Annotated in this window: 18 protein-coding genes; 13 read left to right on the top strand and 5 right to left on the bottom strand. The window is 71.1% G+C overall.

Features of this window, described 5'->3' with window-relative positions:
- Positions 1–76 precede the first annotated feature (76 nt).
- Positions 77–958, bottom strand: coding sequence for a hypothetical protein (locus WMF42_RS26450; RefSeq protein ID WP_061606821.1), 882 nt, complete (start codon positions 956–958; stop codon positions 77–79).
- A 170-nt stretch (positions 959–1,128) separates the two neighbouring features.
- Between WMF42_RS26450 and WMF42_RS26445 the strand changes: the two genes are divergently transcribed.
- Entirely contained in the window at positions 1,129–2,448 is a 1,320-nt protein-coding gene (locus WMF42_RS26445) for a flavohemoglobin expression-modulating QEGLA motif protein (protein WP_437685516.1), read from the top strand.
- 60 nt (positions 2,449–2,508) lie between these two features.
- On the opposite strand, the gene WMF42_RS26440 is transcribed toward WMF42_RS26445, so the two are convergent.
- On the bottom strand, positions 2,509–4,383 hold the full coding sequence (locus tag WMF42_RS26440) for a hypothetical protein (protein ID WP_437685514.1): 1,875 nt from the start codon (positions 4,381–4,383) through the stop codon (positions 2,509–2,511).
- Positions 4,384–4,863: 480 nt separating this feature from the next.
- On the opposite strand from WMF42_RS26440, the gene WMF42_RS26435 reads away from it, so the two are divergent.
- The 4 genes from WMF42_RS26435 (at position 4,864) to WMF42_RS26420 (ending at position 9,263) form a co-directional block, all read left to right on the top strand.
- Complete coding sequence (locus WMF42_RS26435) at positions 4,864–5,103, top strand: ComEA family DNA-binding protein (protein WP_061606824.1); 240 nt, start codon at positions 4,864–4,866, stop codon at positions 5,101–5,103.
- Between the two features lie 348 nt (positions 5,104–5,451).
- Entirely contained in the window at positions 5,452–6,552 is a 1,101-nt protein-coding gene (locus tag WMF42_RS26430; protein ID WP_437685512.1) for a lipase family protein, read from the top strand.
- A gap of 263 nt (positions 6,553–6,815) precedes the next feature.
- Positions 6,816–7,247 (top strand): CBS domain-containing protein, encoded by a 432-nt coding sequence (locus WMF42_RS26425; RefSeq protein ID WP_437685510.1) that lies wholly within the window; start codon positions 6,816–6,818, stop codon positions 7,245–7,247.
- Between the two features lie 177 nt (positions 7,248–7,424).
- Entirely contained in the window at positions 7,425–9,263 is a 1,839-nt protein-coding gene (locus WMF42_RS26420) for an ArnT family glycosyltransferase (RefSeq protein WP_437685508.1), read from the top strand.
- Positions 9,264–9,317: 54 nt separating this feature from the next.
- Here WMF42_RS26420 and WMF42_RS26415 read toward each other — a convergent pair whose 3' ends face one another.
- Positions 9,318–10,436, bottom strand: coding sequence for an alkaline phosphatase D family protein (locus WMF42_RS26415; protein ID WP_437685506.1), 1,119 nt, complete (start codon positions 10,434–10,436; stop codon positions 9,318–9,320).
- Positions 10,437–10,600: 164 nt separating this feature from the next.
- Here WMF42_RS26415 and WMF42_RS26410 point away from each other — a divergent pair, with 164 nt between their 5' ends.
- The 5 genes from WMF42_RS26410 (at position 10,601) to WMF42_RS26390 (ending at position 17,233) form a co-directional block, all read left to right on the top strand.
- On the top strand, positions 10,601–11,317 hold the full coding sequence (locus WMF42_RS26410) for a hypothetical protein (protein WP_437685505.1): 717 nt from the start codon (positions 10,601–10,603) through the stop codon (positions 11,315–11,317).
- 823 nt (positions 11,318–12,140) lie between these two features.
- Complete coding sequence (locus tag WMF42_RS26405) at positions 12,141–12,347, top strand: hypothetical protein (RefSeq protein WP_155798137.1); 207 nt, start codon at positions 12,141–12,143, stop codon at positions 12,345–12,347.
- Positions 12,348–12,567: 220 nt separating this feature from the next.
- The gene (locus tag WMF42_RS26400) at positions 12,568–13,305 is read left to right on the top strand and encodes a ferredoxin--NADP reductase (protein WP_437685503.1); all 738 of its coding nucleotides are present in this window, start codon (positions 12,568–12,570) and stop codon (positions 13,303–13,305) included.
- Between the two features lie 165 nt (positions 13,306–13,470).
- Positions 13,471–16,182 (top strand): valine--tRNA ligase, encoded by a 2,712-nt coding sequence (valS, locus tag WMF42_RS26395; RefSeq protein WP_437685502.1) that lies wholly within the window; start codon positions 13,471–13,473, stop codon positions 16,180–16,182.
- 640 nt (positions 16,183–16,822) lie between these two features.
- Positions 16,823–17,233 carry a hypothetical protein gene (locus tag WMF42_RS26390; RefSeq protein ID WP_437685501.1) on the top strand — a complete coding sequence of 137 codons (411 nt, stop codon included), beginning with the start codon at positions 16,823–16,825 and terminating at the stop codon, positions 17,231–17,233.
- 210 nt (positions 17,234–17,443) lie between these two features.
- Here the strand turns inward: WMF42_RS26390 and WMF42_RS26385 are convergent, their stop codons facing one another.
- Positions 17,444–18,163 (bottom strand): hypothetical protein, encoded by a 720-nt coding sequence (locus WMF42_RS26385; RefSeq protein WP_437685499.1) that lies wholly within the window; start codon positions 18,161–18,163, stop codon positions 17,444–17,446.
- 82 nt (positions 18,164–18,245) lie between these two features.
- Positions 18,246–18,476, bottom strand: a complete 231-nt coding sequence (locus tag WMF42_RS26380; protein WP_437685497.1) for a hypothetical protein — start codon at positions 18,474–18,476, stop codon at positions 18,246–18,248.
- Between the two features lie 1,128 nt (positions 18,477–19,604).
- Between WMF42_RS26380 and WMF42_RS26375 the strand changes: the two genes are divergently transcribed.
- The 3 genes from WMF42_RS26375 (at position 19,605) to WMF42_RS26365 (ending at position 20,659) form a co-directional block, all read left to right on the top strand.
- Complete coding sequence (locus WMF42_RS26375; RefSeq protein WP_437685495.1) at positions 19,605–19,814, top strand: hypothetical protein; 210 nt, start codon at positions 19,605–19,607, stop codon at positions 19,812–19,814.
- Entirely contained in the window at positions 19,811–20,356 is a 546-nt protein-coding gene (locus WMF42_RS26370; protein WP_437685493.1) for a hypothetical protein, read from the top strand. The genes WMF42_RS26375 and WMF42_RS26370 overlap by 4 nt, the downstream gene beginning before the upstream one ends.
- Before the next feature lie 141 nt (positions 20,357–20,497).
- Entirely contained in the window at positions 20,498–20,659 is a 162-nt protein-coding gene (locus tag WMF42_RS26365; protein ID WP_437685491.1) for a hypothetical protein, read from the top strand.
- The last annotated feature ends 371 nt before the right edge of the window (positions 20,660–21,030 follow it).

The following is a 21,030-nucleotide window of genomic DNA, read 5'->3' as shown; positions in this document are numbered from 1 at the left end:
GGCCCTCCAGGCCGATCGCTCCGCCGCGCGCGCGCCACGGGCGCGCGTCACGGCGGCCGAGCCGAGGAGCGCGTCCTCAGCTCGGGCGCGTCAGGCGGACGACCTTGGCGCCGGGACGCGGATCGATCGGGGGCAACGCGAGCACGAGCCGCTCGATCTGCGGCAAGGCGTGCTGCACCGCGCCCTCCGCCTGGAGCTCGGAGAACGGGCCGGGGTAGGCGAGGACCAGGCGGTAGATGCTCGCGAAGGAGCGCGCGTACACGCCCACCTGCTCGTCTTGACCGACGAACCGGCCGTGAACGGCGCCCTCGGAGGCCGCGGGGCCCCGCACGCGATCGATGGCGCGCGCGATCGCTACCTGCCGCCGCCACGCGTTCGGGCTGCGTGAGCCGCGCTCCCGGATCTTCTGGAGGTGGCCGGCGATCGTCTCGCGCTCCCCGGGGCCGAGCGACGTTGTCGCGAGCGTCTGCTCCAGCGCGAGGTCGTCGAGCTCGAGCAGATCGATCAGGTTCACGCCGGCGTGCTCGACGTCGTCGGCCCACTGCGCGAGCAGCAACGCGTAGCCGACGTCCGCCTCGTCCCGGCGCGGCTCCGAGGTCCCCCAGATCACCGGGGAGGCGTCGTCCACGACGACCGCGCCGAGCGCCCCCGCGCGCTGCGCGAGCACCTCCAGCTCGTCGTCCAGGCGGTGCGTCGACCCGCCGTGCGCCGGCCGCTGGGCTCCACCCCCTGACGAGAGCCCTGCGAACGCGGCGGAGAGCTCCTCGAGCCGCCTCGAGACCTCGGCCGGCTCGCCGGGCGGCTCGGCGAAGCGCGCGACCAGCCGCGAGCCGTTCGGCAGCGCGCACCACACAGCGCGCGGGTCGGCGGGGGGCTTGCCGCCGAGCTCGATCAGGGCGTCATCGGCCGAGAGCTCGCGCTGCACGAGATCCAGGAAACGGAGCAGGGCTGAGTCCATGGCCGCGCAGCCTACTCCAGGACCGAGAGGCCGACGACCGTTGACGAGCAAGCCGGCGGCTTCGACGCGCTCGCCGAGCCGGGCGCCTCGACCGCTGGACCGCGTCGCCCGCTCGCCGGCCGGCGCGGAGCCGCTTCCCGCGCCCCGCGGTCCGGGCGATCCTGGGGTGCATGAGCATCGACCGCGCCGTGCTGGAGCAGATCGATCGGGTCGGCGGGCGTCTGGCGGAGGGCAAGGCCCTCAGGCTGCTCGACGACATCGCCTGGCCCCGCGAGGTGGAGGAGCGCTTCTTCGCCTCCGGCGAGGAGCGCCTCCCCGAGGTCGAGTACCGCGTCGACCGCGACGGGCTCGCGCGGCGCATCGCCGAGCTGCGCGAGCTGCTCCGGTCGATCGACGGCGACGCCCCGGCGCTCGCGTGGCTGCGGGACAACGTGCGCGCGCAGATCCAGGCCGCGGAGCTGCTCGACGCCGCGGGCACCCGCGAGTTCTCCGAGCGCTCGCGGGAGCTCTACGGCGGCGCGCGCACGCGGTTCTACGGGAGCGCGCTCAGGAACATCGACCTCGCCGAGCACCTCACCGAGCGCCTGCGCGTCCACGGCTGGGACGAGGCGAGCGACCCCGAGGAGGAGCCGCTCGACGCGGGCGCGCTCCGGGACCAGCTCGCCGCGCGCGTCGCCGCGCGGAGGCCGCACATCGACATCGAGATCGCGCTCGACCCGCGGATCACGGCCAAGGTGGTGGCCGGCATGAGCCGGGTCCGCGTCCGGCCGGAGGCCACCTTCGCGTCGTGGGAGGCCGAGGGGCTGTGGCACCACGAGGTCGAGACGCACGCGCTCACCGCGCACAACGGCGCGGCGCAGCCGAGGCTGCCGTTCCTGCGCTCGGGCGGCCCGCGCACGACGCGCACGCAGGAGGGGATCGCCATCTTCGCCGAGATGTACAGCCGCTCGCTCTCCATCGGCCGGCTCACCCGGCTCGCCGAGCGGGTGCGCCTCGTGGACATGGCCGAGCAGGGCGCGAGCTTCGTCGATCTCTACCGTTACCTGCGCGAGCGCGGCGCCGAGCGCCGCGACGCCTACTTCGACGCCCAGCGCGTCTGCCGCGGCGGGCTCTGCGAGGGCGGCGCGCCGTTCACCAAGGACGCCTGCTACCTGGCCGGGCTGCTCGAGGTCTACGCCTTCCTGGCCGCCGTCCTGCGCGGCGGGCTGCGCGACGAGGTGGAGCTGCTCGTGTGCGGCCGGATCGCGCTCGACGACATCGCGGTGCTCGCGGAGCTGCGCGCGGCCGGGGCGCTCGAGCGGCCGCGCTACCTGCCGGGCTGGCTGCGCGCCTGGCAGACGCTGCTGCCGTACTTCGCGTTCACGTCGTTCATGGACGGCATCGACCTCGGCCCGGTGGAGCGGCACTTCCAGGAGCTGCTCCGCGTGGCCGCGGAAGCGCGGCCGGCCGGGGAGGGGAGGCGGCGCCGCCCCAGGCCGCGGGAGGGGTGAGCGGCCTGGGCGGCGCGCCGGGCGTGGCGCCGGGGCGCGCGTGGGCGCGGCGCCCGCGTGTCAGTTCGTGAAGCGGAGGTTGTCCACGAAGTAGGGCCCTGAGCCGGCGTTCACGTTGAGCTCGATCGTCAGCGACACGTCGCTCGGCGACGCGTTCAACGCGGTCACGGTGGGCGCGGCGAGCGTGTACGTGAAGGTCGAGAACGCGTTCTGATCGAGGGGGCTCAGGTTGGTCGTCCCGACGAACTGGTTGTGGATGCCGGCGGACGGGATCGAGATCTGCACCGCGACGGCCCCCAGCCAGGAGGGGTTGGGCTGGACGGGCGACGTGAAGAAGTCGAGCTTCAGCTTGTTGCCCACGGGCGCGAGGCCCGCGGCGCTGAACGGCGCGCTCTTGATCTGATTCCACGCGTTCGGCGTCCCGATCCGGAGCGCCCGGATCCCCTCGGTCACCCAGCCCGTCACGAGCGAGAGCGGAGCCTGGGAGGACGTCCACAGGCCCGACCGCTCGAACCCGAGGACCGGATTGCCGGAGAGGAAGTCGCTCATCACCTGCTCGCGGTACGGGAGGAACTCGTCGGTGAGCAGGTTCGAGATCTGGAATCGCTTCCTGCCGGGCTCCCCGGGGATGTCCTCTGTCTGCTCGGAGGTGTGCGTGAACAGGAAGTTGTTGGAGGGGATCGGCGAGGAGAGGCCGACGTCGTTGTTCCCGCCGGCGCTGTCTTCCTTGACGAGGTGGCACCCCGAGCAAGAGATCGTCTGGGCGCGCGCGAGGAGCTGATCCGGCGTCAGCGGGCTGCCGATGGCGGTGAGCTTCTGCTGGATCCCGGTCCTGAAGGTCGACTGCCCGGTGCCGAGCGCGAGCCGGTAGTTGTTCTGATCGACGATGAGGAGGGCCTCCCCGGCGCCGTAGGTGGCTGGCACGAGCGTCGGGTAGTCGAACCGGTTGATGTCCCCAGCGGAGGCGAGCGCCTCCACAGCGTTGTTGACGAACCACGACTGGAAGCTCGCCGCTCGGGGGTCGGTCGAGGCGGGGTCGAAGAGCAGCGCGGAGGGGTTGTCGTCGACGTGGGTCGGCACCGCCAGCAACTGGCAACCTCCGCCGGCGCACTGGTGCGAGAGCTTGAACTCCCGGAGCGACCAGTCGTCCTGCGCGAAGGGGGGCGGCCGCAGGAAGTCGTTGACGCGGATCTGCCCGCCGCCCGCGGCGAAGCGGTCGATGTGGAAGACGGGCGAGAACCCGGGCAGGCCGTCGAAATAGAAGCTCTGCAGCGCGTCGGCGCGTTCCTGGGCGCTCATGTCAGGATCCGACAGCCCGCGCCAGAACTCGACGATAGGGCTGCAGCCTTGCCGGCCCTGGCCGGGGTTCGGGTTGGGCAGCCTGGACTCGAAGATGATGAAGCTGCGCATGCCGCCGTTCGTCTGGGCGTCCCCGCCCCGCCGCGCGAACACGACGCGGTACTCGCCGCAGTCCGAGCCCAGCGGGCTCGCGAGATCGAAGCGGTTCACGAGCGTCGTGGCCATGTAGAGCGACTCGCCCGGCGGCGCGGGGAACGGGTCGCTGGCGGCGTCTTGCCCGACGGCGCGGCTGCAGACGACAGGGAATCCGTTGATGGACCCGTCGAAGCGCTCCGTGAAGATGCCGTCCATCGTCGCGGGGAAATCGGGGAGCACGACGTCATCGCAGTGCGGGCCGAGGGCGAACCCTTCGCTGGCCTTCCGGTACGTGTCGAACATCTGACGGAACATCAGCTCCGGCGTGAGACCCGGGACGTTCGCCTGATCGACGAGCTGCTGCAGCACGCCCTCCAGCGTGAACCCGGACACGATGTCCGTGTCCGTGACGATGAGCGACTTGCGGGGGTCGATCGGGAACGTGAGCGCCTGCGCGTCCGCGCCGACCGCCTCGACGACGTCGTCGTGTGCGCCGTCCATCGGATCGCTCGCCGCGCAGGAGACCGTGGGGATCGCGAGCGAGAGGAGCGCGGCGCGGCGCGCCCTCCGCCACGTCCTGGCGGAGAGAGCCTCGCTTCGCGAGCGCGACGTCGATGGGGAGCAAGATGGGCCAGAGACCATGAAACCTCCTGGAAGCACGCGACACGCGTGCTCGCTGCGCCGGCCTCATCAGCCGACGCCTCGTGGATGCCGCCATGGCGCTCGCCCTTCGGATTATTTTGTCCCTGCCTGATTTTTGTGAAGCTCGCCGAAGGAGGCCGACACGGTACCGTGTCGAATTCCAGTACAGTCGAGTTCCTGTGCCACTGTCCTCGTCGACGGCCCCTGACGACGTTGCTCGGCGGCTCGGGTCGGCCCCGCAGCTCGGCGCAGCGGCGCCACTCCCCACCGCGGGCGCGCTGCACAAGGCTGCTCTCGGCGCGGCGGGGCCGCGACGGTACCTGGCACGAGGGGGGACCCATGGCGGAGACGATCGACATCAACAAGGCGAGCGCGGAGGAGCTGCAGCAGGCGCTCCAGGTGAGCGAGGAGTGCGCGCGGAGGATCGTCGAGAAGCGCGAGCAGCTCGGGGGATTCAGCAGCTGGGAGGAGCTCAAGCAGGTGGCCGGCATCGACGATGCAATGGTGGAGAGCCTGAAGGACGGGGGCTTCAAGGTCTGGAAGGGCTTCGTGCCGCCGCCCTCGGCGAAGCACGCCTGAGCCGGCGGACGGGAGGCCTGATGCTGTTCTCGACGGCGGCACGCGTCGGGACGCCGCACCAGGCTTGCGCCGTGTGGGGCAGCCCCGCGGCGCAGCGATGGCGGGCTGTCGTCGAGGGCAGCGAGGCGCTCCGTTCAACACGGTCGCGGGGCGGGTTCATCCATGTCGCCCATACGCCCTGCTTGTCGGCACGCGCCGCGGCGGGCGCAGGTCGCGCTCTGGCACCGGGCGCTCGCCGGCGGTAGACCTGTCGAGAGCGCGCTCAGGGCTCGCGCCATGAGGCCTGCCCGTCCGGCCCGCACGAGGAGGCGTCCGGGCATGCCAGGCAGCTTGATGAGGGGAGGACTCATGACGGATTCCATCGTTGCTACGCCGCCTCTGGACGTCCTGGTCCCGCCGGCGGCCTCTGGGGCGGACGCGCTCGGCGACACATCCGCCGAGCGAGGCACGATCCAGCGGCTCTTGCGGGTAGATCCCGCGACGCGTGAGCCGGACAGCGATGCGACGCTGATCCTGTCCCTGGCGTCGGCGTGGATGTACTCGGATCCGGACACGCTGAGGAAGGCGCTGTGTGTCTACGGCGAATGGAATTTCGTGCGGGTCAGCGTGGAGAACAACGCGCTCTTCCTGGCGAGCGACGTGTGCTTCATCCAGAGCAGGTGCAGGCGCCTGCTCATCCTGTGCGTCAAGGGGACCGAGCCGGGGAACATCTTCAACTGGCTCACGGACGCAAGCGTCGCGTCCCAGCGATTCCACGCGCTCGGGCGCGTCCACGGCGGCTTCGCGCGCAACGTCGACGTGATGTGGGATATGATCGACAGGCATTTCCACGCGGCGCTGCGCGGCGAGAACATCCATGATGTGCTCCCAGGCACCGCGGACTCCCCGTGTACCGCCGTCAGGTCGAGCGCGGACGGCGGGCCAGCGCCGGAGGCTCCGGGCAAGCTGGAGGCGCTCTACATCACCGGACACAGCCTTGGCGCAGCGATGGCGGCGCTCGCCGCCGCGCGCCTGTTCACGGACAACAAATACGGCGAGATCCGGCGGCTCCTGCGCGGGGTCTACACCTTCGGGCAGCCCATGGTCGGCGACGCGGCCTTCGCGTCCAGGGCCGAAGATCTCTTCGGCGACAGGTGCTTCCGCTTCGTCTACGCGAACGACATCGTGCCTCGCCTGCCGCCGCTCTCGACGGGCCGCTTCGCGCACTTCGGGAGGGCGTACCGCTCGAAGGGGGAGGGGTGGACGTACGAGAGCAAGGCCGCGGGCCAGACGCGCACGTTCCTCGTGAGCGCGTCGGTCGGCATCTTCGCCTGGATCAAGCAGCAACTGCCGATCATCCGGTGGATCCCGGTGCCCTTCTCCTGGGGCGACCACTCGCCGGCCAACTACGTGGAGGCGTCGCAGCAGGGCACGGCGCAGCCGGCCCTCTTCCGGTTCCGGATCGACTAGCCTCGACGGCTCTGCTCCCTCGCCGGCCATGGCGAGGCGGCGGCCCCTGCGCGCCGGCGGACGGCGCGCCCGGTGAGGCGCGTGGAGCGCAGCAATTTCACCGCGCCCGCAGGCCTTGCACGGCCCCGACGGCTCAGGGCCTGCGGGCCGCGGGCGCGCGCTGGTCGGCCTCTTGCATGCTCCGTCGGGCGGGTGCAGTGGCGAGGAGCTCGCAGCGACGGCAGGCGTGCTCATGCGCGCCGAGGGCGCAAGGAGTCCGTTCGATGAAGCTCACGAAGAATCGCATGGTCGAGGATTACATGAGCACGGCGGTCATCACGCTGAAGGAGGCCGACACGATCAGCGCCGCGAACCTCGAGATGAAGCTCGCGGAGATCCGGCATCTTCCCGTCGTCGACGCGAAGGGGCGCGTCGTCGGGATCGTCTCGGATCGCGACCTGCTCCGCCACGTGAGCAGCCTCGGCGGCCAGCCCATTCCGATCGCGTCGATCATGACCCGGCGTGTCCGCACCGTCCGATCGACGACCCCGGCCGCCGACGCAGCCCAGATGCTGCTCGATCACAAGATCGGCTGTCTGCCCGTGGTCGGCGACCAGGAGCAGCTCGTCGGGATCATCACCGAGACCGATTTCCTGAGCATCGCCCAGCAGGCGCTGCGGGGCATCGACGTGACCGAGGGCGCCGAAGATCGCTAGAGGGCGAGCTCTCCCGCCTGCGCCGCGCCGGCATCGGCCGTCTCGTCGCCCGAGCTCTTCCCGGGCTCCGTCAGGCGAGGAGGCCGGAGGCGACCCGGCGCGCCGCGCGGGCGTGCGCGCGACGATCTCGTTGTGAAACGGGGGGCGTGCAACTAGATTCCGCGGCCGCACGCCCCCATGACCGCCACACCTGCCTCGCCCGAGCCCGCGGCCACGCCGCCTGAGCGCCGCTGGCCGCGCATCTCCCGCCGCGCGGCGCACGCCGTCGCGGCCGGGATCCTCGCGCTGGCGGCGACCCTCATGGCGGTCGACATCGCGCGCGACTCTCCGACGTACGATGAGCCGTTCCACACGACGCGCGGGCTCGCGCTGTGGTGGGAGGGGGACAGCCGCCTCTCGTTCGCCCACCCGCCGCTCGCGAACGCCCTGCAGGCCGCGCCGGGCGCTGCGCGCGGGGCAGCGGTGGATCTCTCCGGGCTCCGCGGGTGGGAGCAGTCCGATCTCGTGGAGGTGGCGCGCGGGTACGGGGCAAAGAGCTACGAGCGCGCGCGCTCGGACATGCTGCGCGGGCGCGCGGTCACGGCGGCGCTCGCGCTGCTGCTCGGCGTCTACCTCTACGCCCGCTCGCTCCGGCACGGTGCGACGCGCGCGCTCCTCGTGCTCGGCCTGTACGCGCTGCACCCCATGGTGCTCGCGCACGGCCACCTGACGACGACCGATCTGCCGATCGCCGTCGCCTTCGTGATCGCCGTGTGCGAATGGCAGAGCTACCTCACGGGCGGCAGGCCGCTGCGGCTCGTGACGGCCGCGCTCGCGCTCGGCGCCGCGATGGTCACCAAGTTCAGCGCGCTGATACTCCCGCCCGCCTTCGCGCTTGTCGCGCTGTACGCGGCCCTCCGGCGGGCCGGCCGGTTCTCCGGTCTCTCCTGGCCGCGCGTCGCCGGCGGGCTCGCGCGCGACGCCGCCGTCGTCCTCGCTGTCGTGCTCCTGATGATCAACGTGTCGTACGGCTTCCAGCGGACGGGCTGGACCGTCGACCGCATCCTCGCGGAGCCCGAGCCGGTGCACTGGCTCAGCAGCAAGCAGAAGGGCAACCTGCTCGACCGATCGGCGCTGCTCCAGGCGCTCCCGGGCGGCTTGCGCGTGCCGCTGCCCTACACCTATGTCTTCGGGACGTTCTCCGCCGCCGCCCACACCACGTCGAACCACGGCAACTACTTCTTCGGCGGCCTGAACGGCCCCTCGCCCGCGTACTTCCCTGTCCTGCTCGTCCTGAAGAGCCCTGTTGGATTCCTGTTCTTGCTCGGGGTCGGCGCGTCGCTCCTCCGCGTGCGCCGGCGCTGGCCTCGCCTGCGGACGGTGGCCCTCGCGACCGCTCCGGCGCTCTTCATGGTGCTCGCGGTGAGGTCGCAGATCAACCTGGGCGTGCGGCACGTCCTGCCCGTGGTGCCGTTCCTCGCGATGGTGGCGGCGCGCGGCGGCGCGTGGCTCGCGCTCCGCCCCCGGCGGGCGGCGGCGCGCGTCCCCGCGAGGCTCGCCAGGTTCGCGGCGGCGGGGGCCGCGGGCCTCGTGGCCGTGGAGGCGGTGGCGGCCACGCCCCACCACCTCAGCCATTTCAACTGGCTCGTGGGCGCGCGCGCCGGACACTGGGTCAGCATGGTGGGAGAGGACTGGGGTCAGGACATCGCGAGCCTCGGCGAGGCCCTGCGCGAGCGCGACGCGTCGCCCGTGTACTACGAGCCTTACGGCGACTGGGCCTCCGCGGAGCTCTCACGGGCGGGCGTCCGGCACCGGAGGCTCCGCTGCAATCGGGATCTGCCCCGCCCCGCCTGGGTGGCGATCCACGCGACAGTCGACGTCCGACGCCGGAAGCCGTGCGCGGCGCTCCGCGACGGCGCGGTGCGCGAGGCCGTCGTCGATCACCACATCCTCGTGTACCGCCTGGAGGACGCGAGCGCGTCGCCGCCCGCGAAGGCCCCCGACGACGCGACGGACGGCGACGGCGTGACCGAGTAGGCGGAGCGCCGGGCGCGGGCGCGCCGCCGCAGAGGCCCGCTCGCGCGCCGTCCGTCAGAACCGCAGCGCGCTCGTGCTCACCTCGTGCTCCACGCGCGTCGCGCCGGCGACGTCGATCAGGCCGAGGGAGAGCGCGTGGTCCGTCTCTCCCCAGGTGATCTCCACGAAGCCGTAGTTGTTCTCCGCGACGGGCGAGCCCACCCGGTTCGCGTTCGCCTCGATCTCCGGCCACGTCTCGGTGATGCCGCTGGAGGTGAGGTCGTAGAGGGGATAGCCGCCGTCGGTCTCGAGCCGGGAGAGCTCGCCCCAGTGGACGTCGCCGCTGATGAAGAGGGTCGCCTCCGCGCGCGTTTTCTTGATCAGATCCACCATCCGCTGGCGTTCATGGGGCATGTTGGTCCACGACTCGTAGCCGTTGTATTCATGGCCGAACTGCGTGCTCGTCCCGATGATGCGCACGTCCGCGGGCTTCTCCAGCTCGCCCTCGAGCCAGGCCCACTGGGCGTCTCCGAGCAGGGTCCGGGACGTATCCGCTGTCGGCTGATAATCGTGCTTGTATCTCGTCGGATCGCTGTTCGCGTCGAGCGGATCGCGGAACCAGCGGGTGTCGAGGAGGATGATCTGGACGGTGCCGCCGGGCTCCTCGCGGAGGTACGAGGTGTAGATCCCCTCGCGCGTGCGCCGCGGCGAGCCCGCGGGCTCTCCCCAGAAATCGAGGAAGAGGGCCTTCGTGGCGGCCTTCTGGGGGAACTCCTTGCCGGCGTCGTTGGCGCCGTAGTCGTGGTCGTCCCAGGTGGCGATGACGGGGACGGCCGCGAGGAGGCCCTGGAACTCGGGGGACGCCGCGAGCTTGTCGTATTTCGCCTGCAGCAAGGCGATGTCCTCGGAGTCGCCGTAGATGTTGTCGCCCAGGAACACGAACAGGTCGGGCGCGCTCGCCGTCGCGAGCTCTAGGACAGGCTTCCTCTTGTCCTGGTGCATGCAGGAGCCGAAGGCGATGCGGGTCTTCAGCGACCTTGGGCCGCCCCCGCCCGCGCCTCCGCTGCCCCCCGCCCCCGCGCCCCCTCGCGGCGTATCGCTGGAACTGGCATCGTCGGTGCCGCTGCACGCGAGGGTGGGGAGGAGGGGCACGACGCCCAGGGCAAGGCCGAGGATCGTGGGGACCTTTTGCATCGCAGCCAGGCTAACACGCAAATGGAGAGCCTCCCGCCGTCGGCCGACAGCGCTACCGTGCTCGGCACGGAGGGAAAGTCCAGACGGAACGATCGCGCTGGTTCCGCAATGGCGAGAGCAACGCGCGTTGACCCCCGGCGCTGTTGATGTATGACGCCGCGCTGATGGATCAGGCTCGTTCCCGTCTCACCCCTCCGCGCGCGCCCTCTGCGCCTCGCCGGGCGGCGGCGCGCCGTCGGCTCGTCGCGTGGGCGCTGGCCTTCGCCGTCGCGGCCCCCGCGTCGACCGCTGTCGCGCAGGCGCCGGCGGAAGGCGCGGCGCGCGTGGCGACAGCGCCGCCGCCGCCGCCCGCGCCGCCTGGCCTGCCGGGGCTCCCGCCGGGCGCCACGTGGGACGAGACGGTCGCTGCCTACGAGGCGCGCATCACGTCCCTCGAGCGCCAGGCGCGCTCCGCCGCGACGCGCGGCTCCGAGGACGAGCTGCGCCGGATCGAGCTGGACCTCCAGGCGACGAGGCGGGCCTACCGCGACTTCGAGGAGCGGACGACGGAGCGGAACAGCCCTTTCATGATGGTCTCGGGGATCGTCCTCTCGGGCCTCGGGGGCGTCGCCTTGATCAGCGGCCTGGTCCTGGTCGTCGCGAACCACGACGACACGGGCGCGGACGCCCGCGGCCGGTACACGGCGGCGCTCGTCACGGCGGCCGGGGGCGTGGCCGGGCTCGGCGTCGGCCTGCCGCTCTACGTGATCGGCAAGAGGCGGGTGCGGAAAGACCTCGAGTCGAGCGGGCCTGTCGCCGCGCGCCTCCTCGTCGGCCCGGGCGCCGTCGCCGCGTCGCCCGGCGCGGGCCCCCTGAGCCTCGGGCTGCGCGTCGCGTTCTGACAGCGGCGCCCCAGGAGCGCGCTCACCACCCGTTGACGCGCTCCCATACCGCCGTGATCGCCGGTGTTTCCAGCTCATCGAGCTCGGCCGTCAGGTCTCCCGCACGGCGCGCGGCCGTGCGTCGCCGCGAGGCCAGCAGGACGACAGCCCTGCTCCACCGACAAGACCGACACAAAAATACTGTGCAAGCTCCCGGCTGAGTGCTAGTGTTCCTGCCGACGCGTCGCCCGCGTCGACCATGGAAATCGAGCGCTAACACAACCGCTCCGTCACGCGGCCCGATCAGGGTTGAGCGCCTGTTGCCCAGGTTGGCACGGCGTCCCCTGCTGCCGCGCGCGAGCAGCCACGACGGCGACCGCGGAACCCCGCGCGAGCGCAGCGTCGTGCGCTGCGGGGACGGAGCGGGGCCGACAAGCGAACGAGTCCGAGGCGCTGGAGCTCATTGACCTGGACGTCACTGAGCTCCTGGTGGTCGCCCCTCGACCGCTGGCCGCTCGCTCGACGCGCTGGGCCCGAGGGTTCGTGGCGCGGCGGGCCGACTCGCCATCTCTCCTGACGTCGCGGCGCTGAGGCGCCTCGGCAGAGGGCGTGTGGCGCGCCGGACCGTCCCGTCCCGACGCAGGGCCGAGGTGCGTCGAGAGAGCGCCAGTCGGGCGACGTGGGAGAGGCCTCCTGCGTCGACGTCCATCGCTGCATCGGTCTGCCTGCAATCCGGGGTCATGCGACGAATGGAGGATGTATGAGAGCCGTTTCTTCGATGGTTTCGCTGGGTGTTCTTCCTGCCGTGGTGATGACGGAGACGAGCGATCGAATGGAGGATTCCATGCAACGACGAGCCCCTTTCCCCGACGGTCACCTGGAGCTCGGCTCGGCCAGGACGCCCGTGCGGCGCCCGCCGCCAAAAGGGCCGCTGCCCGCGCAGAAGCCCATGGACAGGGAGCCCCGCCCGCCGGCCAGGCTCCCCAACGTGGATCGCTCGCGGCCGGCGGTGAACATCCCGCAGCGCCGCCGCATGGGCGTGCAGCGGTAGCTCCCGGGCCGTCGGCCGCGCTCGCGCCGCCGGAGCGACGGCCCGGCCGCGCGCTCCGGCGGTGTCGAGCCGGAAGGCCGAGACTTCCGCGAGTCCGCGTCGCCCCCGGCGCGGCCGTGCCGGCTCGGATCGTGTTTGGGCCGGGGCGAAGGCTGCGGTAAGACCTCACCGGCGGCGCGGCCCCGCGGCCGCGCTGCCCGAGCCCGCAGAAGCCCCCGACATGATCCACGCCGAACCGTTCGAAGCCCGCCTCGTCGCCGCCCGGCCTCTCAGCGCCCTCGTGCGCGAGCTCTCGTTCGAGCGCGCCGACGGGCAGGCGTTCCAGTTCGAGGCCGGGCAGTGGGTCAACCTCGTCCTCCCGCTTCCGGGCGGCGAGGTGAAGCGCGCCTACTCGATCGCCTCCGCCCCCGGCGGCTCGCCGCGCTTCGATCTGGCGGTCACGCGCGTCGAGGGCGGGGCCGGCTCGGAGTTCCTGCACCGGCTCGAGCCCGGCGCCGCGCTCCGCGCCGTCGGGCCGCACGGGCTCTTCACCCGGGATCCCGCGGATCCCGCGCCTTCCCTGTTCGTCGCCACCGGCACCGGCGTCACGCCGCTCCGGAGCATGCTGCACGCCTCGCTGCGCGCGGGGCTCGCGGCGCCCCACCTGTGGATCCTGTTCGGCGCGCGCTTCGAGGAGGACGTCATCTACCGCGACGAGCTCGAGGCGCTCGCGCGCGGCTCCGATCGGATCCGCCACGAGATCACGCTGTCGCGCGGCGGCCCGTCCTGGGCCGGCCGCCGCGGCTACGTGCAGGCGCACGTGCCCGAGCTCTACCGCGAGCTCGCGGCGGCGAGCGGCGACCCGGCCCCGCACGTGTACATCTGCGGCCTCGATCGGATGGTCTCGACCGTGCGCGAGCTCGCCCGCGGCGAGCTCGGCGTCCCCCGCAAGCACGTCCACGTCGAGCGCTACGACTGAGCCGCCGGGCGCGGCCGCGCGCGCGGCGTGGCGCGCGGCGTGGCGTGGCGCGCGGCGTGGATCGCCGAGCAACGGCGCGCCGCGCCTTGAGCGGCACCCTGGGTACGACGTAGGATGTGCGACCCCGCGGGCGGTTCCTGCGGGGTCCGTTCTGCAGGTGACCACGTGACGACCAAGAAGACGTTCCGCACCATCGATCCCGCGACGCTCCCGAAGCACTTCGACTCGCCTGTCGCCGAGCAGCGCCTGGCCGAGGCGTGGGAGGCCGAGGGGACGTACAGTTACGACCCGTCGCGCCCCCGCGAGGAGACCTTCGTCGTCGACACGCCCCCGCCGACGGCCTCGGGCTCGCTGCACATCGGCCACGTCTTCAGCTACACGCACACGGACGTCGTCGTCCGGCAGCGCCGCATGCGCGGGCTCAACATCTTCTACCCGATGGGCTGGGACGACAACGGCCTGCCCACCGAGCGGCGCGTGCAGAACTACTTCCACGTCCGCACGGACGTGCGCACGCCGTACGAGCGCGGCCTCGCGCTGTCGCAGGCGACGCCGGAGGCGATGAAGAAGGACCCGCCGCGCATCGTCTCGCGGCCGAACTTCATCGAGCTCTGCCACAAGGTCACGCGCGAGGACGAGCAGGTGTTCAAGGCGCTCTTCCGCCGGGTGGGCCTCTCGGTCGACTGGCAGCACGAGTACGCCACGATCGACGATCACTGCCGCCGGACGGCGCAGCTCTCGTTCCTGGATCTCCACGAGAAGGGCCACCTCTACTCGGTCTTCGCGCCCACGATGTGGGACGTCGATTTCCAGACCGCTGTCGCCCAGGCCGAGGTCGAGGATCGCCAGCAGTCCGGCGCGTTCCACGACATCGCGTTCGCGGTGGAGGGGGCGAGCGAGGAGCTCATCATCGCCACGACGCGCCCGGAGCTGCTCGCTGCCTGCGTCGGCGTCACGGCGCACCCGGAGGATCCGCGGTACCAGCACCTCTTCGGCAAGACGGCGCTCACGCCGATCTTCCGCGCGCCGGTGCCGATCTTCCCGAGCCCGCTTGTCGATCGCGAGAAGGGGACGGGCATCCTGATGGTCTGCACGTTCGGCGACGCGACGGACGTGATCTGGTGGCGGGAGCAGAAGCTCCCGCTCCGGCAGATGCTCGGCAAGAACGGCCGGGTCGTCCCGGTGACGTTCGGCGAGGGCGCCTTCGAGAGCCGCGACCCGGCCGCCGCGAACGCCGCCTACGCGCCGCTCCAGGGCAAGGGCGTGAAGCAGGCGCGCGCGGCGGTGGTCGAGCTGCTCCGCCGCGAGGAGCACGCGGCGGCGCCCGGCCGTGGCCCGGCGCTCCGCGGCGAGCCGAAGCCGATCGAGCGCGCGGTGAAGTTCTTCGAGAAGGGCGACCAGCCGCTCGAGTTCGTGCCCACGCGGCAGTGGTTCGTGCGGCTCGCCGACAAGAAGGCCGAGCTCCTCGAGTACGGCGACAAGATCGCGTGGCACCCGGACTACATGCGCCTCCGGTTCCGCAACTGGACCGAGGGCCTCCAGGGCGACTGGTGCATCAGCCGCCAGCGTTATTTCGGCGTGCAGTTCCCTGTCTGGTACCCGCTCGACGCCGAGGGCAACCCCGACCACAGCCGGCCGCTGCTCGCGACCCGCGAGATGCTCCCTGTCGACCCGACGGTCGACGTGCCGTCCGGGTACGAGGCGTCGCAGCGCGATCAGCCGGGCGGCTTCACGGCGGAGAGCGACGTGTTCGACACGTGGTTCACGAGCTCGCTGACGCCGCAGATCAGCTCGCACTGGGGGCTCGACGCCGAGCGCCACGCGCGGCTGTTCCCGGCCGATCTGCGGCCGCAGGCGCACGACATCATCAGGACGTGGGCGTTCTACACGATCGCCAAGGCGATGCTGCACGAGTCGTCGGTGCCGTGGCACCACGTCGCGATCTCGGGGTGGATCCTCGATCCCGATCGCAAGAAGATGTCGAAGAGCAAGGGCAATGTCGTGACGCCCATGCACCTGCTGGACACGTATTCTTCCGATGCTGTCCGCTACTGGTCGGCGAGCGCGCGGCTCGGCACGGACACGGCGTTCGACGAGAAGGTGCTCAAGATCGGCAAGCGCCTCGTCACGAAGATCTGGAATGCGAGCAAGTACGTGCTCAGCCAGTCGGCGGAGGTCCATCCGATCTCGGAGGAGCTCGACCGGGCGTTCGCGCACAAGCTCGCGGCTGTCGTCGCGGACGCGACGCGCTCGTTCGATGAGCACGAGTTCGCGGCGGCGCTCGAGCGCACGGAGGATTTCTTCTGGCGCTGGTTCACCGACGCCTACCTGGAGCTCACCAAGGCGCGCTCGCGGGGTGAAGCCGGCTCCGGCGAGGCGGCGCGCGGCTCGGCGGTGGCGGCGCTGCGGCTCGGGCTCTCGGTGGTGCTGCGGCTGTTCGCGCCGATGCTCCCGTACATCACCGACGAGGTCTGGCGCTGGGTGTACGCGGACGAGACCGGGCAGCCGTCGATCCACCGGGCGCCGTGGCCGTCGGCGGCGGACTTCGCGGAGGTGGCGGCGCCGGCGGATCCGGCGCTGCTGGATCTCGCGGCGGCGGCGATGGCGGCGGTCAACAAGCGGAAGAGCGAGCTCGGCGCGAGCGTGGGGCGCGTCGTGGCGGACCTCGCGCTGGGGGCGAACGCCGCGACGCTGGCGCGGCTGCGGCCGGCGCTGGGGGACGTGCTCACGTCGGTGCGGGCGAGCGCGCACGAGCTCGTGGAGCGGCCGGAGCTCGCGGACGGCGAGGTCGTGGTCGTGCGCTGCGAGGTCGAGCCGGCAGGGGCGGGGGCTGCGGCGGCTGCGGGGGCGGGGGCTGCGGCGGCCACGGAGGAGTAGAGGCCCTCCACGGGGGTTCGCAGGGCTCATGCCGATCGGCTCCGGCACCTGAGGAATCCCCTCCTTGTTGCGGCCCTTTTCAGCGGGAAAAGTGAACAGGGAGGCAAGGAAACAGGGAGTGTTCCTGGATCTTCCTCCCTGTCTCCCCGTCTCCCCGTCTCCCTGTCTCCCTGTCAATTTTCCGGCGCGCGCGGGCAGGCGTAGGGGCCCGGCAATTGCCGATGAAACAGCTCATGAGCTGCCGCTTGCGCCCGCGAAGCTGCTGAAGCGCAACGCGGGCGAAAGCCAGCAAATGGGCTGGGCGCCCGGAGTCCACAAAGGCAGCGATGTGCGCTCCTGACGTCATCGAGGATCGGTTCGAGATCGAGCGGCTCGCCGGATCCGGCGGGATGGGGGACGTCTAGACGGCCGCGCGGCGGCGGCCACGCTCACGGAGAACGAGGGCGGCTCGGGGACGGAGCCGCCGCGCCCGGACGCGGAGGCGCTGCGCCGGATCGCGGGGCGCCACGGCGGGCGCCTCGAGCTCCTGCGGTCGCAATGGCTGCTCATCGCGCTGTCCGGCGCCGAATCCCCGACGGATCTCGCCGCCCGCGCGGCCCATTGCGCGTTCGCCCTCCGCGCAGAGCTCGGGGATGTGCCCATGTCCATCGCGATGGGGCTGGCAGAGGTCGCAGGGAGGCTGCCTGTCGGCGCGCTGCTCGATCGCGTCGTGCAGCTCTTCCCGCAGCGAGGCCGGGCGTCGGGGTCGGGCATCCTGCTCGACAGCGCGACGGCGGGCCTGCTCGCCAGCCGCTTCGACACGACGCAGGAGCCCGAGGGATGCTGGCTTCGCGGCCCCAGGGAGGAGCCGGTCGCCGTCCCCAGGCTCCTCGGAAAGGCGACGCCCTGCGTGGGGCGGGAGCGCGAGCTCTCGCAGCTCTCGACCGAGTGGCGCCATTGCGTGGACGAGCCCGCCGCGACCGCCGTGATCGTCCCCACCACTGAACGGCCCCACTTGGCCGCCTCCTCCCACTGGCAGGCGGCTGCATCACCCTCATCGCATTGTCAATAGACCAAGAGTCAATGGTAGGCTCCGGAGCAGACAGCTACGGGAGAACTTAGATCCGGTGCGGAACTTGGCACGCGCGCCGCTATGGTTCGGTTGCCTGCCGAGGCGCCGCCTTGCTGCGCTCGGCGTGGCTGACGTCCAGGTGGATGGCGGCGAGTTGGGGAGTGCGCCGGTAGGGGCCTTCGGCGTTCACCTTCAGCTCGTGGCCGCGGATCACGTGAAGACGTGGTGGTACGGGACGCCCCACTCGTTGGGCAGCCGCGGGTAGAACGTGTTGATTACCGTCCCGGTGAAGTCCCCACCCCAGTTAGGGGTGACGCGCACCTCACTGTCGGCCGTCACCGCCTGGTCCTTAAACCCGAGGATGGAGTCGGGGTGGGTGATCGGCACGAAGGTGATACCGCCCCACGGCGTCACCGTGGCGACCCATAGCTGGGTGTCCTCGGGCGCATCGTTCTTCCCGCGCCACTTCTCGCCGACCTTGTCGATCAGGCCGACCTGGACGGTGTCGGCCCCGCTCTGGGGAGCGTCCTGGTGGACGGTGATGCGCCTTCGCTGCGGCTTGGGCGTGCCCTCGTCGCCGCGCTCGGCGTTGACTTCGCCCGCACCGGCGGGTTGGGGCGACGCCTGGCCCGCGGCGCTTTCGATGACGTACAGCGGCCGCTGCCCGAAGAAGCCGGCGGCAGTGATGTACCAGAGGTGGCCCTCCGCCTCCTTCGTGGCCGGGTCGAGCGCGGTGGCCAGCTTGACCCCCTTGTCGTGGCTCTCCGCCTTCAGCTCGACGGGCCGCAGGTAGCCGCCGTTGAAGGCGTGGACGAGCATGATCGGCCGGTTCTCGACCAATGCTGCCACGATACTGTTGTCATAACTGTTCACCGGCGTCGGACCACCAGCCACCAGATCGGCCATGGCTTTGCGTTCTTGGGTGTACATTACAGGAACCTCACTTGTTCTGAGTGCAGTATCGTCGCGGTGCTGTCACCTCATATGACGAGATAGCCGTCGCGGGTCAGCGTCAGGTACTCTCCACGCCGGCGCGGTCCCGCTTCGGGGTGCCGGCGAGCGTGACGAGGATGATGCTGCGCGCGGCAGGGATCGCCAAGAGAGGGTTCGCTGCGCGGTTCTTCTGCAGCGCCCTTGCCCCGCGGGAGTCGGTGCGCGCGCCCAACAAAGTCTCGCGGAGCTTCTTCACGCGCTCGGCAGCTTTCCGGTTCAAGGGCCTCTCGGCCTTCATGGTCGTCGTCATGGGATAGCTCCTGGTGCAGCTTGGTGAAAGCTTTGTGAAGCCATCATCGGCTCCGCGGTGAAGCCGTAATCTAGGCTGGCGCCGTCGGCTATAGGACCTTGGTCCTACGCGATGGGGGGAGCCGGGGAAGCAGGAGCTGCGGCGAGCGTCGAGCTCGACGCCGGCCACATCGACGGGCCGCGGCGCTCTGGTGCTCCAGGAGCTCGACGCCGGCCGCCTTGACGGGCCACCGCTGCGGCGGCGCCGAGCTCGTCCGCCCTGTCCCCTGCACCGTGCTCGCCCTGGTGGACATCGGCCAGGCCGCGCCGCGCTCATCCGGGTGGACCTCGCCGCCGGGGCGATCCCGAACTCGCCCATGCTCAGCCCTCGACGAGGCCGCGCCCCGGGTCTAAACACCGAACGCGCCGCGCTCCAAGCTTCAACGCCGCCGCCGGCGTGCCGAGGGGCGGCGCCGATGGGCACAGGAGAGGAACAGCGATGAGACGTAGCGCGGCCGTGATGTCGACTGGTCCCGGCGAGATCGGGCGTCCAGGTGGTCGGCCGTCTACAACAGTACCATCGTTGCCCTCGGATACAATTGGGAGAATGGCGACTTGAGTGCGGGGCCATCGGTCGCGGTCTACTTCATGCCGGCTTGCGGACGTGCATTGTGTGGGCACGTTGCCGGGGTGGCGGCAGGCGCGCATACGCAAGCCAACGCGTACGTCGCCGGACCGCTCGGCGTGTCGGCGAGCGCCAACGTGGATTGGATCGGTGGGAGCAGCCTTGTGCTTCCAGGCTGCGTGTCGGTGCTCGTTGTTGCCGGTCCCGTGCTTCGATGGAGTGCAAGATGAACACAGAAAGAATCCTGCTGCCGATCCTGGCTATCGCCATCTGCGTGCTGACGGCATGCAACTGGACGGTAGGAGACTGCTACCCACGCGAGGAGTGGGAGAGGGGTGCGGGTGCGGGTGGCCCAGTCGGGCCGTCCGTTCCCATCTTCAGCTCCAGCGCATCGGGTGACTTCGGGGCTGCGCCGCCGGATGGCCCGCAGGACGGCAGCGAGCGCAAGATCCAGTGCAACAAAACGGACGACGACGAGGAGGAGAGCCCGAGCGAAAGCTCGGGACCAAGAGCTGGTCCTGCCCTTTGACCATCGGCATGCCGCTCCGGACTGAGATTTATGGAGAAATCGATGCCGACCGTGCGACCAGCCTCAGCGAAGAGATCAAGGAGGAGGTCGCGAACCGCATGGATTACGATCTCCCGCAGGAGACGTTCTGCGACACATTTCGCAACGAGGCGGACGCCGCGTTCAAGTCTAAGTATAAGCGACTCGGCGCCAGGGTGACGAAATGAAGGTGATAACTCGCTCCGAGCTGCTCGACGTCGTCTATCACTTCTACCCGCGGGGCGTACGTTGCACCGATCGCAGCAACGTACCTCCGAATGATGCCTTCTACGACGACACGGAGGAGCACCGCCGCCTGGTGGAAGCCGCGAACCGAGGGCGAGCGGAATACCCAACGTGGAAAGCGATGATCCGCCGCCTGGGGGATCGATACGGCCTTCAAAACGAGTCGCTCCACCTTTTGGCGGGAGGGGGCGACCCGGCGTACTCGGCCCGCATCTGGCTCACTGACGAAACGGCGCTCAGCTTCCACGTGTCCCTGCTCGGGCCATACTACGGGATCCACCTCCCCGGCATCCCCGAGGAGGAGCCGGTGGCGCGCGAGATCGCTCGGGAGATCGAGGCTACCTACCCCGGTTACCGACCGATCCCGGCGGAGCTCGGGAACGAGGTGGTGCCGGATGTGGCGATGGACACGGTGTTGATGGGCGAGGCGACGATCTACATCTGCCTCTTCTCGGTCGTGTGGACTTGGGTGGATCCGGTGTAGCCCTTTCCCCTGGGCGTCCGCCGTCGACTTGGCCGAGCTCGTGCCGCGCCGCCGGCGAGGAGCTCGAAGCGAGCTCGGCGGCTTCGCCCCGCGGCGGCGCGGGCGCGGAGGTCGAGGCGCACGTCGGCGTGCTCGGGGGCTATGGCCGTCCACCTGATCGAGTTCGGCCACGTCGCGGCGGACGCCGGCGACCTCGCGATCGCGCTAACGTACACGGCGCCCGAGCAGATAGCGGGCCGCGGCGTCGAGGAGCACCGCGGCGGAGTCCGCACCTTCCGGCGGACGGAAGGGAGCGGTCGATGAGAGGATGGGCTGCCTGATGAAAAGAAGAGCGTGGTCTCCCGGGTGCGGCGCAGTGGCCATCTCCTTTAGCTCGGATCCCTGGGATTGGGTGTGGGTCGGCGTGGCCCTGCTCGTGCTCGTTGGCACGGGCGCCGCGGTCGTTCTCGGCATCCGGCGCCGTCGCTGACGTGGTAGGCGGCTTGTACCCTGCAAGAGGGCGCCGCTCGCTTGGGGCGGCGCCAGGCGGGGGAGCGGCAACGGGGTCGAGGTGGATGCCGGCGAGCTCGGCAACGTCGATGTCCACCTGGCCGAGAGCGAAGCGTCGCAGTCGACCCGGTCGCAAACCGCATGGACTACGATCTCCCGCAGGGGATCTTCTGTCATAAGTTTCG

Source organism: Sorangium sp. So ce176 (assembly GCF_051519835.1).
Lineage (GTDB): Bacteria > Myxococcota_A > Polyangia > Polyangiales > Polyangiaceae > Sorangium > Sorangium cellulosum_G.
The sequence above is the reverse complement of the archived record's forward strand: the minus strand, read 5'-3'. Positions and strand labels throughout refer to the sequence as shown.